The sequence below is a fragment of the Caulobacter sp. GW821-FHT11A05 genome, from assembly GCF_058809015.1.
This window is the reverse complement of record NZ_JBXASF010000002.1, coordinates 443,227-459,388: the sequence shown is the minus strand read 5'-3', so window position 1 is coordinate 459,388 and position 16,162 is coordinate 443,227. Positions and strand designations below refer to the sequence as shown.

Annotated in this window: 12 protein-coding genes; 7 read left to right on the top strand and 5 right to left on the bottom strand. The window is 65.8% G+C overall.

What is annotated here, in order from left to right; translation table 11 throughout:
* Positions 1 to 92: 92 nt before the first annotated feature.
* Entirely contained in the window at positions 93 to 2,474 is a 2,382-nt protein-coding gene (locus AC1RSK_RS05135; RefSeq protein WP_492906145.1) for a TonB-dependent receptor, read from the bottom strand.
* A 166-nt stretch (positions 2,475 to 2,640) separates the two neighbouring features.
* Here AC1RSK_RS05135 and AC1RSK_RS05130 point away from each other — a divergent pair, with 166 nt between their 5' ends.
* A complete protein-coding gene (locus AC1RSK_RS05130; RefSeq protein WP_492906143.1) occupies positions 2,641 to 4,353 on the top strand; it encodes an arylsulfatase in 1,713 nt (570 codons plus the stop codon).
* 53 nt (positions 4,354 to 4,406) lie between these two features.
* On the opposite strand, the gene AC1RSK_RS05125 is transcribed toward AC1RSK_RS05130, so the two are convergent.
* The 4 genes from AC1RSK_RS05125 to AC1RSK_RS05110 form a co-directional block, all read right to left on the bottom strand.
* Positions 4,407 to 5,237, bottom strand: a complete 831-nt coding sequence (locus AC1RSK_RS05125) for a flagellin (protein WP_492906465.1) — start codon at positions 5,235 to 5,237, stop codon at positions 4,407 to 4,409.
* A gap of 305 nt (positions 5,238 to 5,542) precedes the next feature.
* Positions 5,543 to 5,959: an NUDIX hydrolase gene (locus AC1RSK_RS05120; RefSeq protein WP_492906141.1), complete on the bottom strand. Its 417-nt coding sequence runs from the start codon at positions 5,957 to 5,959 to the stop codon at positions 5,543 to 5,545.
* Entirely contained in the window at positions 5,956 to 6,957 is a 1,002-nt protein-coding gene (locus tag AC1RSK_RS05115) for an inorganic phosphate transporter (RefSeq protein WP_492906139.1), read from the bottom strand. Before AC1RSK_RS05115 ends, AC1RSK_RS05120 begins: the two co-directional genes overlap by 4 nt.
* 3 nt (positions 6,958 to 6,960) lie before the next feature.
* Positions 6,961 to 7,611 (bottom strand): DUF47 domain-containing protein, encoded by a 651-nt coding sequence (locus AC1RSK_RS05110; protein WP_492906137.1) that lies wholly within the window; start codon positions 7,609 to 7,611, stop codon positions 6,961 to 6,963.
* 246 nt (positions 7,612 to 7,857) lie between these two features.
* Between AC1RSK_RS05110 and yghU the strand changes: the two genes are divergently transcribed.
* From yghU to AC1RSK_RS05080, 6 genes are all read left to right on the top strand, one after another.
* Positions 7,858 to 8,775: a glutathione-dependent disulfide-bond oxidoreductase gene (gene yghU / locus AC1RSK_RS05105; RefSeq protein WP_492906136.1), complete on the top strand. Its 918-nt coding sequence runs from the start codon at positions 7,858 to 7,860 to the stop codon at positions 8,773 to 8,775.
* A 140-nt stretch (positions 8,776 to 8,915) separates the two neighbouring features.
* Entirely contained in the window at positions 8,916 to 9,137 is a 222-nt protein-coding gene (vapB, locus tag AC1RSK_RS05100; protein WP_492906134.1) for a type II toxin-antitoxin system VapB family antitoxin, read from the top strand.
* On the top strand, positions 9,137 to 9,547 hold the full coding sequence (gene vapC, locus AC1RSK_RS05095; RefSeq protein ID WP_492906132.1) for a type II toxin-antitoxin system tRNA(fMet)-specific endonuclease VapC: 411 nt from the start codon (positions 9,137 to 9,139) through the stop codon (positions 9,545 to 9,547). The genes vapB and vapC overlap by 1 nt, the downstream gene beginning before the upstream one ends.
* Before the next feature lie 400 nt (positions 9,548 to 9,947).
* Complete coding sequence (locus AC1RSK_RS05090; protein WP_492906130.1) at positions 9,948 to 11,534, top strand: type I restriction-modification system subunit M; 1,587 nt, start codon at positions 9,948 to 9,950, stop codon at positions 11,532 to 11,534.
* Positions 11,531 to 12,745, top strand: a complete 1,215-nt coding sequence (locus AC1RSK_RS05085) for a restriction endonuclease subunit S (RefSeq protein ID WP_492906129.1) — start codon at positions 11,531 to 11,533, stop codon at positions 12,743 to 12,745. The genes AC1RSK_RS05090 and AC1RSK_RS05085 overlap by 4 nt, the downstream gene beginning before the upstream one ends.
* Positions 12,742 to 15,960 (top strand): type I restriction endonuclease subunit R, encoded by a 3,219-nt coding sequence (locus tag AC1RSK_RS05080; RefSeq protein ID WP_492906127.1) that lies wholly within the window; start codon positions 12,742 to 12,744, stop codon positions 15,958 to 15,960. Before AC1RSK_RS05085 ends, AC1RSK_RS05080 begins: the two co-directional genes overlap by 4 nt.
* Positions 15,961 to 16,162: the final 202 nt, after the last annotated feature.

Here is a 16,162-nt window from a genome sequence, read left to right as displayed (position 1 = left end):
TGACGGCTCTGGTGTAGCGGGCGAGTCGGGCGTCTCACAAGCTTGGCGGGAAGAAAATGGGCGGCCCCTGAACGAGGCCGCCCGATCCGCCGTCAAGGGCGAACGCGGAGGGTGACGCCGAAGGTTCGAGGATCGCCCAGCGTGCCGGTGATCGCCCCGGTGTTGGCGGCGCTGAGGGTCAGATAGTAGAGCTCGTCGCCAAGGTTGCGGCCCCAGGCCTGGACGTCCCAGCGGCCGTCGGCGGCGCGGAAGCCGGCGCGCAGGTTGACGAGGTCGTACTCGGGGATCCGCGAATAGCTGGACAGCGAGGCGGTGGTGTAGAAGTTCGAGCGGTAGCTGTAGTCGGCGCCGACATAGAACTCCGCCGCGTCGCCGGCGATCTGGCCGGCCGTCCAGTGGGCCTCGCCCCCGGCCGAGACGGCCCACAGGGAGACACCCGGCAGGCGGCGGTCCGACAGATCGCAGACCGTGCGCAGGTGGATCTCGATCGGGCAGGCCGCCTGCCTGTAGGAGACATAGTCGGCGGCGTTGTAGGTGGCCGAGGCGTAGAGCGAGAGCCACTCGGCCGGGGCCGCCTGCAGGTCGAGCTCGACGCCGCGGCTGCGCACCTTGCCGGCGTTGGTCAGGGAGCTGACGTTGTTGATCAGGTTGACCTGGGTGGTCTGGTAGTTGTCGTCCTCGGTCCAGAACAGGGCCAGGTTGGCGACCAGGCGGCGGTCGAACCAGCTGGACTTCAGGCCGGCCTCCCAGGCGTCGATGGTCTCAGGCCCGACGACCGGATCGACGGCGTTGGCCCCGGCGGTGTTGATGTTGGAGAGGTTGATGCCGCCGGCCTTGTAGCCCCGCGAATAGGTGACATAGCCCAGCAGGCCTTCGCGGAAGGTCCAGGAGGCGGTGATCTGGCCGGTCAGGGCGGTGTCGGAGGTCTCCGCCTCGAAGGCGTTGGCGACGCCGAAGCGGGCGCGCAGGGCCTGGGCGGTGGCGCGGTCGGCGGCCGAGAGGCCTGAAAGGTCACGGCCCGTGGCGGTCTGGTCGAAGTAGCCGGTGATCTCCTCCCAGGTGTAGCGCAGGCCGACGGTCAGCTCGAACCGCTCGATCGGCCGCCAGGAACCCTGGGCGAAGATGGCGGCGCTCTTGGTCTCGGGGCTGGAGTGGCTGACGATCAGATAGTCGTTGAGCGCCGCTGAGCGTGCGGCGGCCGAGCCGGCGGCCGGGGCCAGGAACCAGTCGGCGCCATAAGGGCCGTAGCGGTTGATGGCCTCCGCCTCGATGTCCTGCCAGAACCAGTGCAGGCCGACGACATAGTCGAAATCGCGCTCCCCGGCCGAGGCCAGGCGCAGTTCCTGGCTGAACTGCTGCTGCTCGTTCTCCTGGTGGAAGTCGATGGCGGCCGGGCGGGTCGTGCCGTCGGCGTCGTTGTGCGGATACCAGTTCCAGAAGCGGTAGCTGGTCACCGAGGTCAGTACATGGCCGGGCATCTGCCAGTCGGCGATGGCGGCGAGGCCGCCGTGGTATTCGAAGTAGTTGTTCTTGGTATCGGTCGAGACCCGGCGGGCCTGCGGATTGATCGGCAGCGGCGTGAAGCCGATGCGGGCGGCGCGGGCCAGGTAGCCGTTGGGATAGGCGGCGCCGTCGTCGGCATAGTTGGTGAACAGGCCGGTCAGCACCGAGGCGCTGGTGTTGGAATACTGCTGGCCGTAGTCGGCGATGACGCGCACCGACAGGGCGTCGGTGGGGACGGCCTGCAGCTGAATGCGGCCGCCGAAGTCGTGGTAGTCCTGGGTTCGCTCGCCGTCGAAGACGTTGCGCATGAAGCCGGTGCGCTGGGTGTTGGCCAGGGAGATGCGGGCCGCCAGCTTGTCGTCGATGAGGACGGCGTTGGCGGTGGCGTGGGCCTGGAAGTACTCGTAGTTGCCGCCGCTGACGTCGGCGGTGAAGCTGTTCTCCCAGCCCGGCGCGCGCGTGCCGATGACCACCGCCCCGGCCGAGGTGTTCTTGCCGAACAGCGTGCCCTGCGGTCCGCGCAGCACCTGGACGCCGTCGAGGTCGCCGAGGTCGAACACCGCCTGGCCCGGCCGGCCCAGGTAGACCTGGTCGAGGTAGACCCCGACGGCCGGCTGCAGGCCGTCGTTGTAGACCGAGACGTTGTTGCCCAGGCCCCGGATGTTGATGCTGGTGTTGCGGGGGTTGGTGACGGTGACCACCAGGCTGGGGGCCAGCTGCTGCAGGTCGCGAACGTTGGTCGCCCGGCGCTGCTCGAGGGACTCGCCGGAATAGGCCGAGATGGCCACCGGCACCGACTGGGCGCTCTCCTCGCGGCGGCGGGCGGTGACGATCAGCTCCTCGACCTCGGCGTCGGCGGCGTCTCCCTCCCCTTCCGCCGCCCAGGCGGCGGCCGGAACGGACGACAGGGCGGTGGCCGCCAGCAGGGCCGCGAGCCTGCGGCGGCGGAATGTCGGGTCGGTCTGGAACATGGGAAGCCCCCTCTTGGTTGGATGAATCGAGGGGTGACCGTTTATTCCTATTAATTCAGTGGGAAATATAGAATTGCGGAAATCGCCTGTAGTTTTTTGGGAAGGCCCGTCGCCACGACCTCCGCGTAGACAGGCGATTGAAAACAAAATTGGCGGAGTTTTTCTAATGACGAGCTGGACACGGTGGGTGGGTGCGGGAGTCGCCGTCACACTGGCGCTTGGGCCGGCGTCGCCGCCGGCCACCAGCCAGACGGCCAGGCCGGCGGGCCGCCCCAACTTCCTGGTCATCGTCGCCGACGATCTGGGCTTCTCGGACCTCGGGGCCTTCGGCGGCGAGATTTCCACCCCCAACCTCGACGCTCTGGCGGCGCGGGGGGTGCGGATGACCGGCTTCCACACCGCCCCGACCTGCTCGCCGACCCGCTCGATGCTGATGTCGGGGATCGACAACCACCGGGCCGGCCTGGGCTCGATGGCCGAGACCGTCACCGAGGTTCAGAAGGGCGCGCCCGGCTATGAGGGCTATCTGAGCCACGATGTGGCCAGCCTGCCCGAGGTGCTGCACGACAACGGCTATCGCACGGTGATGTCCGGCAAGTGGCACCTGGGCCGCGAGGAGGACCAGTCGCCGGCGGCGCGCGGTTTCGACCGCTCCTTCGCCCTGCTGCAGGGGCTGTCCAACCATTTCGGGGCCGACCAGAACGCCACCTGGGCGGCGGTCGACCAAGCCCCGACCTATCGCGACGGCCGCAAGCTGGTGCGCTATCCGGACGGCGCCTATTCCAGCGACGTCTTCGCCGACCGGCTGATCGGTTTCCTCAAGGAGGACGCTGGCCAGCGGCCCTTCTTCGCCTACCTGACCTTCACCGCCCCGCACTGGCCGCTGCAGGCCCCGCCGGAGCTGATCGCCAAGTATAAAGGCCGCTACGACGCCGGCCCCGAGGCCCTGCGAGAGGAACGGCTGGCGAAGCTGAAATCGCTGGGCCTGGTCCCAGCCGACGCCGTGCCCCACCCGATGGTCGGGGTCCCGGCCTGGTCCAGCCTGAAGCCGGAGGAACGGGCCTTCGAGGCCCGCAAGATGGAGGTCTATGCGGCCATGGTCGAGCAGCTCGACCGCAATGTCGGCCGGGTGGTCCAGGCGCTGAAGGACACCGGGGCCTACGACAACACCGTCATCGTCTTCATGTCCGACAACGGCACGGAGGCGACGGCCTTCACCGCCCCGCGCCTGGTCGATCCGGAGAAGGCCAAGACCCTCGGGATCGACAACAGCCTCGCCAACGTCGGAAGCAAGGATTCCTATGTCGGGTATGGCCCAGGTTGGGCCCAGGCTGGCTCGGCGCCCGGCCGGCTGCACAAGGGCTATGTCACCGAGGGCGGCATCCGCGCCCCGGCCATCGTCGCCGGGCCGGGGATCGCCGGGCCGCGCATCGTCGGCGCCTTCCTGCATGTGAAAGACATCCTGCCGACCCTGCTGGAACTGGCCGGCCTGACGCCGCCGTCCGAGCGCGGCGGCAAGCCGGTGAAGCCGGTCGAGGGCCGTTCCTGGAAGGCGGTTCTGGCCGGCGGTTCGGATCCGGTCTGGGGGCCTGAGGCGCCCGTCGGCTGGGAGCTGTTCTACCGCCGGGCCCTGCGCAAGGGCGATTGGAAGGTGGTCTATCTGCCCAAATCGCCGGACGGCCTGCCCTACTCCAGGGAGAACCCGCTGCCGGCCGACTGGGAGCTGTACAATCTGGCGACCGACCCCGGCGAGACGACGAACCTGGCCGCCCGGGAACCGGAGAAGCTGCGTGAGCTGGTCGCCGACTGGGACCGTTATGCGCGGGATGTGGGGGTGGTCATTCCGCCGCCCGGGAAGCCGAAACCGGCCGGCGGCTAGGAAAAGGTCTGCCGGGCGGTCCCATTAAGCGGAACCGCCCGGCGTCGCGACTTTTAACCGCGGAACAGCGACATGATGGTCTGCGGGGTCTGGTTGGCGATGGAGAGAGCCTGGACGCCCAGCTGCTGCTTCGTCTGCAGAGCCTGGAGCTTGGCGCTTTCCTTGGCCAGATCCGCATCGACCATATTGCCAATACCCGCATCGAGGCTGTCTTGCAGCTTGCCGATGAAGGTGGTGTGCATCTCGTAGGCCTTGGCTTTGGTGCCCAGGCGCGCGAGCGCGGCGCTGACGTTGGCGATGGAGTTGGTCACCGTCGTGATCATCGCGGCCGCCGTGGTCACCGTACCGATGGTGCCCGTGGTGGCGACAGTGACGATCGAACCGCTCAGGGCCATGATTTCGGCCCCGACGGTCAGCTTCGACGTTCCGTCCGCGTTGGCGAGGGCGGCAATCGGCACCGCGCCGGTCTTCAGCAGGTTGACCCCGTTGAAATCGGCGTTGGCCACGGCCTTGGTGATCTGGTCACGCAGGGCCTTGAAGTCCTCGTTCATCGCGGTGCGGCTGGCGGTGTCGAGACTGGTGTCCGACGCCGCGAGGGCTTTCTCCTTCATCTGCGTGAGCAGGTCAGCAACCGATTCACCACCGGCCATGGCCACGTCGATCGCGGAGGTGCCGCGGTTGAGCGAGTCCTTGACGGCATTGAGGGCCTGGGACGTCGCGCGCTGCCCCTGGGCGATAGCCCAGATGGCGCCGTTGTCCTTGGCGCTCGAAACCTTCTTGCCGGTGTTGATGCGGTTCTGGGTCTGACCGAGCTCCGAGTTGGTCGCGTTCAGGTTTTGCAGCGCAATCATGGCGCCGACATTTGTGTTCACCGACAGAGACATCGGTAGTCCTTCCATTCTGGTCGGGTTGCCCGGCGAATTTTTTTCACCGGTGAGCCTTCTGGCCCGCGCGAAGCGTCGCAAAACGCAGGCCAGGACCGGCGAACGCCGGTCGCCTCGAAGGCCGTTGTATTTCAAGGTGAAATTCGCCTGTACCCAGGCCGGGTATAGAGCCGCGACTGCTGGCCGGCAGATTCTGCCGGGTCGATTTGTCGGGGTGCAGGGTGAAGGCGCCAGTAACCCTATAGGAGGGGCGCGACCGACTTCGCCACCATAGCGTGAAAGGGTTAAAGGGCGATCAACGCTGTTCAGGCCGGGTCGAAGGCCAGGAGCAGGGCGGCCAGTTCCGGCTCGGCGACCAGGGCGGCGGCCTCGGCCGGCGAGAGCCACTGGCGATCGCGCTCGGCGGCTTCGGGCCAGTCGGGGCGGTCGGTAGTGACCTCCAGGGGGTAGAGCTTGACCCGGCAGGGGCGCTCGCTGCCGTCCTTCATCCGCTTGACGTAGCTGAAGCCGCCGATCGGCGCGGGGGCGACCAGGCCCTTCACGCCGGCCTCTTCCCAGGCCTCGATGGCGGCCGCCTCGGGGTCGGACTTGCCGACCATCGGCCAGCCCTTGGGGACCACCCAGCGGCGGGTCTCGCGGCTGGTGACCAGCAGGATCTCGAGGGCGCCGCTGAACCGCCGCCGCCAGGGCAAGGCCCCGACCTGATGCGCCTCGCCGGTCACTTCAGGAACAGCCCCCCCAGCAGGCAGGCGGCGGCGCCCATGGCGGCGGAGGCGGGCATGGTGATGAACCAGGCGGTGACGATGCCCCGCGCCACGTTCCAGCGCACGGCCGAGGCCCGCCTCGCCGCCCCGACCCCGACGATGGCGCCGGTGATGGTGTGGGTGGTGGAGACGGGGATGCCCATGCCGGTGGCCAGGAACAGGGTGATGGCCCCGCCGGTCTCGGCGCAGAAGCCCTGCTGAGGCGACAGACGGGTGATCTTCGAGCCCATGGTGTGGACGATACGCCAGCCGCCGAACAGGGTTCCGAGCGCGATCGCCGCCTGGCAGGTGATGACCACCCAGAAGGGCACGTGGAACTCGCCCCCCAGCAGGCCGCGCGAGTAGAGCAGCACGGCGATGATGCCCATGGTCTTCTGGGCGTCGTTGCCGCCATGGCCGAGGCTGTAGGCGCTGGCCGAGACGAACTGCAGGGCCCGGAACACCCGGTCGGCGAAATGCGGGTTGGCCTTGACGAACAGCCAGCTGACGATCAGCACCAGCAGCAACGCCAACACGAACCCGACGGCCGGCGACAGGAAGATGGCGAACACTGTCTTGGTCACCCCCGAGACGACCACGGCGCTGAACCCCGCCTTGGCGATCCCGGCCCCCAGCAGGCCGCCGACCAGGGCGTGCGAACTGGACGAGGGAATGCCGCGCAGCCAGGTGATGACGTTCCAGGCGATGGCCCCGACCAGCGCCCCGAAGATCACCTTGTCGCTGATCACATCGGCCGAGATGATCCCCTTGCCGATGGTGCCGGCCACATGCAGGCCGAAGAACAGGAAGGCGATGAAGTTGAAGAAGGCCGCCCAGCCGACCGCGTAGATCGGCGGCAGCACCCGGGTGGCGACGATGGTGGCGATCGAATTGGCGCTGTCGTGCAGCCCGTTCAGGAAGTCGAACAGCAGGGCGACGCCGATCAGGAAGACCAGGACGATGAGGGCGGCGTCCATGATCTACAGATGCTCGACGAGAACGCCGTTGATATGGTTGGCGACGTCCTCGAAGCGGTCGACGACCTTTTCCAGGTGGTCGTAGATCTCCGCCCCGATGATGAAGCCGAGCGCATTGCCGCCATCACCCTTATGCGCCTGGTACAGCGCCTTCATGCCGGCGTCGTAGAGGTCGTCGCTGTGGCTCTCCAGCTTGGCGATCTGCTCGGTCAGGGCGTTGAGCCGCAGCCGCTCGCGGGTCATCTCCGGCAACAGGCCGACGGCCTCGACGGTCAGGGCCGCGGCCTGCACGGCCACGTCGCCCAGCTCGCGCATATGGGGGGCGAAGTCGCGCACCTCATAGAGGGTGACGGCCTTGGCGGTCTTCTGCATCTGGTCGACGGCGTCGTCGAGGCTGTTGGTCAGCCGCCGGATGTCGGAGCGGTCGAAGGGGGTGATGAAGCTGCGCCGCACGGCGACCAGCACCTGGCGGGCGACATCGTCGGCCGCGTGCTCGGCGTCGACGATGTCGGCGCAGGCGGCCTCTGTCCCCTCGCCGCCGTCGAGCATCCGGCGCAGGGCGGCGGCCCCGGTCACCAGGGTGTCGGCATGGGCGGCGAACAGGCGGAAGAAATTATCTTCCTTAGGGAGCAGGGCCTGGAACCAGCGGAGCATCGATTAGCCTCGGGAGATGGATGGGGCCGTTTAGCCGGTTTTGACGGATTCGTCCGGGTTCGGAGGAAAAATGCGCGGGGACATGTTCGGCCTGCAAGGCCGTACGTGTCCCCTCTTCCGCCGCCGCAAAGAGGGGACACGTTGATTCTCAACATGTCCCCAACCACGATTTGAGGCGATGCGCCCCTGGCGCCGCCATGCTTAGTCTCCCAGTTAACGAACACCGCCCCTGCCCAGGAGTTCCCCATGGCCGACGACGCCACCCCGACCCCGCCCGCCAACCATCCGGCGGACTACGTCCCGGCCAAGGTCTGGACCTGGAACAAGGCCAGCGGCGGCCGCTTCGCCGCCATCAACCGCCCCATCGCCGGCCCCACCCACGACAAGGAGCTGCCGGTCGGCAGGCACCCGCTGCAGCTCTATTCCCTGGCCACGCCCAACGGGGTGAAGGTGACGGTGATGCTGGAGGAGCTGCTGGCGCTCGGCCACACGGGCGCCGAGTACGACGCCTGGCTGATCAAGATCGGCGACGGCGACCAGTTCGGCAGCGGCTTCGTGGCCGCCAACCCCAACTCCAAGATCCCGGCCCTGGTCGACCACAGCGACGCCGCCAACCCCATCCGGGTGTTCGAGAGCGGCGCCATCCTCCTGCACCTGGCCGAGAAGTTCGGCGAGTTCCTGCCTGACGCCAAAGTGGGGGGCGGCGCGGCCCGGGCCGAGACCCTCAGCTGGCTGATGTGGCAGATGGGCAGCGCCCCCTACCTGGGCGGCGGCTTTGGCCACTTCTACGCCTATGCGCCGTTCAAGATCGAATACGCCATCGACCGCTTCGCCATGGAGGTGAAGCGCCAGCTGGACGTGCTGGACCGCCGCCTGGCCGAGGCCGAGTACCTGGCGGGCGACCAGTACACCATCGCCGACATGGCCGTCTGGCCCTGGTACGGGGCCCTGGCCAAGGGGCTGGTCTATGAGAGCGGCGAGTTCCTGTCGGTGGCCGAGTACAAGAACGTGCAGCGCTGGACGAGCGCGATTGGCCAGCGGCCGGCGGTGAAGCGCGGGCGGATGGTCAACCGCGTGATGGGGGAGCCGTCGAGCCAGCTGTGGGAGCGGCATGACGCGGGGGATTTCGAGACGAAGACGGCGGATAAGCTGGCGGCCCAATAGGGGCGCGAGCCGGCGTCATCCTCGGCGACGCGGAGATTTCCGCGGCGCGCCGGGCCGAGCCGTCATCGAAACCGGAGACGTATATCCCATTGACATATCCCGTCGTGCTCTCCATGTTTCCGGACTGAAGGAGCCCGGCCATGGTCCGCACCACGGTTTTCCAATCCAACCGCTCGCAGGCCGTGCGCCTGCCCAAGGATGTCGCCTTCCCCGAAGGGGTCAAGGAGGTGCGGGTGCTGCGTGAGGGGAAGCGGCGGGTGATCGTGCCGGCGGGGGCGGTCTGGGACGACTTCTTCGACGCCCCGGGCGTCGACCTGGGGCCGCGAGAGCAGCCGGCGGCGCAGGCGCGCGAAGACTTCTGATGCTGCGCTATCTGCTGGACACGAACCTCTGCATCCGCGTGCTCAGGGATCGCCCGGCCGGTTTGCGTGACCGTTTCAACAGCGACGCCGACAGCCTGTGCATCTCGACAGTCGTCCTGACGGAATTGCTGCATGGGGCGGCGAAGTCGGCGCGGCCGGAGCACAACCGCCGCGAAGTCGAGAATTTCGCGGCGCGGATTGACGTCCTGCCCTTCGACGCCGCCGCCGCCGCCCACGCCGCCGACATCCGGGCGGGCCTGGAGCGGCAGGGGCTGATGATCGGGGGCTACGACCTGCTGATCGCCGGCCACGCGCGCAGCCGCGGCCTGATCGTCGTGACCGGCAACCTCGGCGAATTCGGCCGCGTCGAGGGTTTGAGATGCGAAGACTGGCTGGGGGGCGACGTCTGAGCCTGCGTGCGCTTTGGCGGCCACGCTGATGGCGGACGACGCCTGCGTCCTTGACGGCGGCGCCTTGGCCAAGGGGCTGGTCTGTGAGTCCGGGGCGTTCCTGTCAGTGGCCGGGTACAGACAGGTGCAGCGGTGGACGGGCGTGATCGGCGCGCGACAGGCGGTGAAGCGCGGGCGGAGCGGGTGATGGGGGTGCCATCGAGCCAGCTGTGGGAGTGGCACGACGCGGGGGATTTCGAGACGAAGACGGCGGATAAGCTCGCCAAGCCGGACTGATTGACCCGAACCGTCACCCCCTTGTTCAATAGGCGTTGAAAAGCGCGGCGCTGTCAGCGCATTCACGCGCGAAACCGGGCCGCTCTGTGCGGAGACGCGGAGCGATGAACTTAAAGGGTGTGGTGTGGCGAGTAGCCTGAGTGAAATCGAACAAAAGCTCTTCAAGTCGGCTGATCAGCTCCGTGCCAATTCCGGATTGAAGCCATCGGAATACAGCCGCCCAGTGCTCGGCCTCCTGTTCCTGCGCTACGCCGAGGGGCAGTTCGCGCGCGTCGAACAGACCCTCGCACCTCGGCCGGGTTCGCGCGTCAAGCCGGGGCCTGACGACTATAAGGCCCAGGGCGTAATCTACCTCTCGCCGGAGGCGCGGTTCCCCTACCTGATCAACCTGCCGGAAGACGCCGATGTCGGCCGCGCGCTCAACAACGCCATGCGGGACATCGAGCGCGACAATCCCGAGCTGGACGACGTCCTGCCCAAGAACTTCAACGAAATTCCGAAGGAGACGCTGATCGAACTGATCCGCCTGCTTCAGCCGGTGACGATCCAGGGCGACGCCTTCGGCCACGTCTACGAATACTTCATGGGCGCCTTCGCCCACCAAGAGATGCAGAAGGGCGGCGAGTTCTACACCCCCAGCTCCATCGTCCGCCTGATCGTCGAAATCCTCGAGCCGTTCCACGGCCGCATCCTCGATCCCGCCTGCGGATCGGCTGGCATGTTCGTCCACTCGGCCGATTTCGTGAAACGCCATCAGCGGGCGCCGGACCGAGAAATCAGCCTGTTCGGCATGGAAAAAACCAAAGAGACCATCCGCCTCGCCAAGATGAACCTGGCCGTCCACGGCCTGTCGGGGACCATCGCCGACACCAACAGCTACTACGAGGACGCCCCGGAGGCCTTCAAAGGCGTGCCCTTGGTTGGTGGGTTCGACTTCGTCATGGCCAATCCGCCATTCAACGTGTCCGGCATCGACAAGGCCAAGCTGAAGACAGCGACCGACAACGGAGCGGAGGTGGCCAAACCCCGGTTTCCCTTCGGGCTGCCGAGCACCGACAACGGCAACTACGTCTGGATCAGCCAATTCTATGCTGCCTTGAACGACTGTGGACGTGCCGGTTTCGTAATGGCCAACAGCGCAGCTGACGCCCGCGGTAGCGAGGCGGACATCCGGCGCAGGCTGATCGAGGCCGGCGTGGTAGACGTGATCGTTTCGGTTGGCCCCAACTTCTTCCTGACCGTGACCCTGCCCTGCACCCTCTGGTTCCTCGACCGAGCCAAAACGCGCGGTAAGCGCGCAGACGAGGTCTTGTTCATCGACGCGCGCCATATCTTTCACCAAGTGGATCGGGCCCACCGTGATTTCCGCGACGAGCAGATTGAGTTCATCGCCAACATTGTGCGTCTATGGCGGGGTGTCGAAGTCGAGTTGACGCTTGGTTCGGAGCCTCTGTTGCGCGAGCGCCTAGGCGGAGTGGACCAGTATGTCGACGTGCCCGGCCTGTGCCGCGCGGCCTCATGTGAGGAAATCGAGGAACGAGGGTGGTCGCTCAGCCCTGGTCGCTACGTTGGCGTCATCGAAGGCGAAGCAGAAGACGAAGATTTTGAGGAGCGGCTGGAGGCGTTGCAGGAGGAGTTCGAGCGCCTCAATGGCGAGGCGTCAGAACTGCAAACGCGGATTGCAACCAATGTTGCGGAGTTGCTGGCGTGAGTTGGCAAACAGTCACTCTAGGCGAAACGGTCGAATTGGTCCCCGGCTTCGCTTTCAAAAGCGGGCAGTTCACCGACAAGCCTGAAGACATCCGTCTGCTCCGCGGCGACAACATCGGTCAGGGCGCCACGAGGTGGGACGGCGCAAAGCGTTGGCCCGTTTCTGCTTCGTCGGGCTTTGACAAGTATTGGCTTCAGAGAAACGACATCGTTCTCGCCATGGACCGGCCATGGATTGAAGCCGGCCTGAAGTACGCGTCCATCAGAGATTCCGACCTTCCGGCCCTCCTTGTTCAGCGAGTCGCCCGGTTAAGAGCTACAGAGGCATTGGACCAGCGATTTCTACGATACGTCCTCGGTGCGAAAGCATTCACTGACCACGTCAAGGCCATCATCACTGGGGCGAACGTCCCGCACATCTCCGGCCGAGATATCTTAGCCTACCCTTACAAGCTGCCGCCGATCCCCAGCCAACGTCGTATCTCAGATATCCTGTCCACCTATGATGACCTAGTTGAAAACAACTTGCGACGCGTTGCCATTCTCGAAGAGATGGCGCGACGGTTGTTTGACCAGCGTTTTGGGCAGGGTGCTGAAGTCAGATACTCGCGCCTGATCCGGCTAGATGAGGTCGTTGATTTCGATCCAAGGACCAAAATTCCGAAGATTGGAACCAAGAAATTCGTTCCGATGACGTACGTTCAGACGAATTCTATGGTCGTGTCAGATTTCGAGGAGCGTGAAGGAAGCGCGGGCTCCAAATTTTTGAACGGAGACACGCTTCTGGCAAGAATTACACCGTGCCTCGAAAACGGAAAGACGGCCTTCGTCGACTTTTTGAGAGATGGAGAGGCTGGCTTCGGTTCGACGGAGTTTATCGTGATGCGAGGACGATCTGTGCCACCGGAGTTCGTCTATTGCCTCGCACGATCCGAAGCCTTTCGTAGTCATGCAATAAAAAGCATGAGCGGCGCTACCGGTCGACAACGAGTAAGTAGTGCGGCCGTAGCACAGTTTGAAATCCTTGAGCCCGTCACGGATCAACTTGAGGGGTTCGTCAAAGCGGCCCGTCCGATGTTCGAAATGGTTCGCTCCCTAGCTGACGCCAACAAGAGCCTTCGGACCGCGCGTGACCTTCTTCTGCCAAGGCTGATGTCGGGCGAAATCGAAGTTCGCGCGGCCGAAGAAGTCACGGAGACGGCCGCCGTATGACGGAAGGCGAAACCCCTAACGATCAAAGCGGCTACCAAAGCCGCGAAGAGTCGTTCGACCAAATCCTAATTGGCTTTGGTGAAGGGCAACTCGTCGAGGGTGCCGCGGTCACCCGACTGTTCGAACTCGGCTGGCGTCACGAGAACCTCTACACCGAAAACCCCACACCCCTCGCGCCCGACCCGCGCACCGGTCGCACCAGCCCTAGACAGGCCATGCTGCCCGGTCCGCTGCGCGCGGCCGTCGTCCGGCTGAACCCTGACCTCGACCCCGACGCGGTCGAGGCCGTCATCGACGAGCTGACGCGCAGCCGCGACGACATGAACCCGGTCGCCGCCAACCGCGAGGTCATGGGCTTGCTGCGCGACGGCATCGAAGTCCGCACCAGCCTGCCCAACGGCACGAACGAGACGCGCGTGGCCCGCGTTATCGACTGGCGCGATCCGTCAGCCAATGACCTGCTCATCGCCCAGCAGGTCTGGTTCGCCAGTGAAATCCACAAGCGCCGCGCCGACTTGGTCGGCTTCGTCAACGGCGTGCCGCTGCTGTTCATCGAGCTCAAGGCCAGCCACCGTAACGCCCAGGCGGCTTACGACCAGAACTTGCGCGACTATCGGGACGCCGTGCCGCACATCTTCTGGGGCAACGGCATTGTCCTGCTGTCCAACGGCGGTGACGCCCGCATCGGCGCCCCCTACGCCGGCTGGGACCATTTCAAGGAATGGAAGCGGATCGACGACGAGGGGTCAAAGGGCGTCGTCAGCCTCGACACTGTCCTCACCGCCGCCTGTGCGCCGGCCCGCCTGCTAGACATCGTCGAGAACTTCGTCGTCTTCGAGGAAACCCGCGACGGCCTGATCAAGAAGATCGCCCAGAACCACCAGTACCTGGGGGTCAACAAGGCTGTGGCCGAGATCGGCAAGGCCAAGGGCGGGCGCCTCGGCGTCTTCTGGCACACCCAGGGGTCGGGCAAGTCGCTCTCCATGCTCGCCTTCACCCAGAAGGTGCTGCGCACCCGGCCCGGGGGCTGGACCTTCCTGATCGTCACCGACCGCCAGGAGTTGGATGACCAGATCGCAGAATTCTTCCAGGCCTGCGGCGCCTTCTCGCTCCCGCTGAAGGAAGTGCAGGCCCAGAGCCGAACGCATCTTCGCCAGTTGCTGGCCGGGAACGCCCGCTTCGTCTTCACCCTCATCCAAAAGTTCGGAACCGACCTCGGCGAGACCTATCCGGAACTCTCCCAACGCGACGACATCATCGTCGTCACCGACGAAGCGCACCGGAGCCAGTACGACGTACTCGCCGCCAACATGCGCCGCGCCCTGCCCAACGCCGCCTTTATCGGCTTCACCGGAACGCCCCTTATGGCGGGCGAGGAAAAGACCCGCGAGGTCTTCGGCGACTATGTTTCGGTCTACAACTTCAGCCAGTCGGTCGAGGACGGGGCGACGGTCCCGCTCTATTACGAGAACCGGATCCCGGAACTGCAGCTGGCCGAGGGCGACCTCGACGAAGCGGCCGAGGCGATCAAGGACGCAGCCGGCCTCGACGACGAGGAAGAGCGGTTGGTGGAGCGAAAGGTCGCCCGCCAGATCGCTCTGATCAAGCGCGACGACCGGCTGGACAAGATCGCGGACGATGTCGTCCGCCACTTCATGGGACGCGGCTATCGGGGCAAGGCGATGTTTATCGCCATCGATAAGGAGACCGCCGTGCGCATGCACGGCAAGGTCCGGCTCGCCTGGGACAAGGCGGTCGCGGAGAAGGCGAGGTCGATCCAGGCCTTGTCGGGCGCGGCGCGGAACGCGGCCCAGGCCGAGCTTGAATGGCTGCACCAGACCGACATGGCAGTGGTGGTCAGCCAGGGGCAGAACGAGATCGCCGACATGGCCGCCAAGGGCCTCGACATCCGTCCTCACCGGGCGCGGATGGTGAAGGAAGATCTCGACGAGAAGTTCAAAGCGCCCGCCGATCCCCTGCGGCTGGTCTTCGTCTGCGCCATGTGGATTACCGGCTTCGACGTGCCGACCTGCTCGACGGTCTATCTCGACAAGCCGATGAAGAACCACAGCCTGATGCAGACCATCGCACGGGCCAACCGCACAGCACCGGGAAAGTCAGCCGGCCTCATCGTCGACTATGTGGGCGTGTTCCGGAACCTGCAAAAGGCCCTGGCGATATACGCCCAACCATCCACTGAAGGGGCCGAACCGATCGAGGACAAGGCCGCCCTGGTCGGGCGGTTGAAGGCCGCCGCGGAGGAGGCGATGGAGTTCTGCGCCCGCCGCGAGGTCGATCCGCACGTCATCATCCGCGCCCAGGGCTTCGAGCGGATTGCCGCCCTTTCCGACGCGGTCGAAGCCGTGATGGGCTCCGACAGCGAGCAACAGGCCTTCCTCCGCCTGGCCGGCAACGTCTGGACGCTGTTCAAGGCTGTGCTGCCGGATCGCGCGGCCGATCAGTGGCGGGTCGAAGCAGCCGTCCTGCATGTGATGGCCAAGAAGATCCGCGCGCTGCGGGAAGACCCGGCGAGCAAGGCCAGGGTCCAGCGGGTCGTTGACGAGATCGAGGCGCTGCTGGACGAAGCCATCCTCGGCGTCGAGATCACCGCGCCGGTTCGCTCAGGCGATGACACGGAAGGCTTGTTCGATCTTTCCCAGATCGACTTCGACAAGCTGCGCGAGCGCTTCGCCAGCGGGCAAAAGCGCACCCAGACCCAACGTCTGCGCACGGCGGTCGAGCGCAAGCTGGAAGAACTCGCCGCCTTGAACCCGACGCGGTCGTCCCTCGTCGAGCGGTTTCACGAACTGATCGCCGAATACAACGCCGGCAGCCTGAACGTGGAACGCCTGTTCGAGGCGCTGCTCGAGTTCGTCCTCAGCCTCGATGAGGAAGAAGGTCGGGCGATCCGGGAAGGGCTGACTGAGGAAGAACTGGCTATCGTCGACATTCTCACCAAGCCGGAGCCCCAGCTGACTGGCGATGAACTCGCCCTAGTCAAGCAGGTCGCCAGGGCAATGCTGGAGACGCTCAAGCGAGAAAAGCTGATCCTGGACTGGAGGATGAAGGAGAGGGCCAAAGCGGCCGTGCGAAGTGCAATCCAGCATGCGCTCGACGAGCTCCCGCCAGCCTATGACGACAGTCTCTGGCAACAGAAGGTCTCAGCGACCTATGAATGGCTTTTCGACCACTATCCGGGCGATGTTCGACAATAGGAGATCGGTTGGGCGAGGCGGCCAAGGCCGGCGCTGCCCTTGTATCTGGCGGTTGGCATTGAAGCAGGGTGGCTCATCCGACCCGCTTCGCGGGCCACCTTCTCCCGGCGAGCAGGAGAAGGATTGCGGCTGCCGAAAATGCGATAATGGTCAGCCGCTTCGATAAGCGGCGTCTGCCCCTCCCCTCGCCACGGAGCCTCCC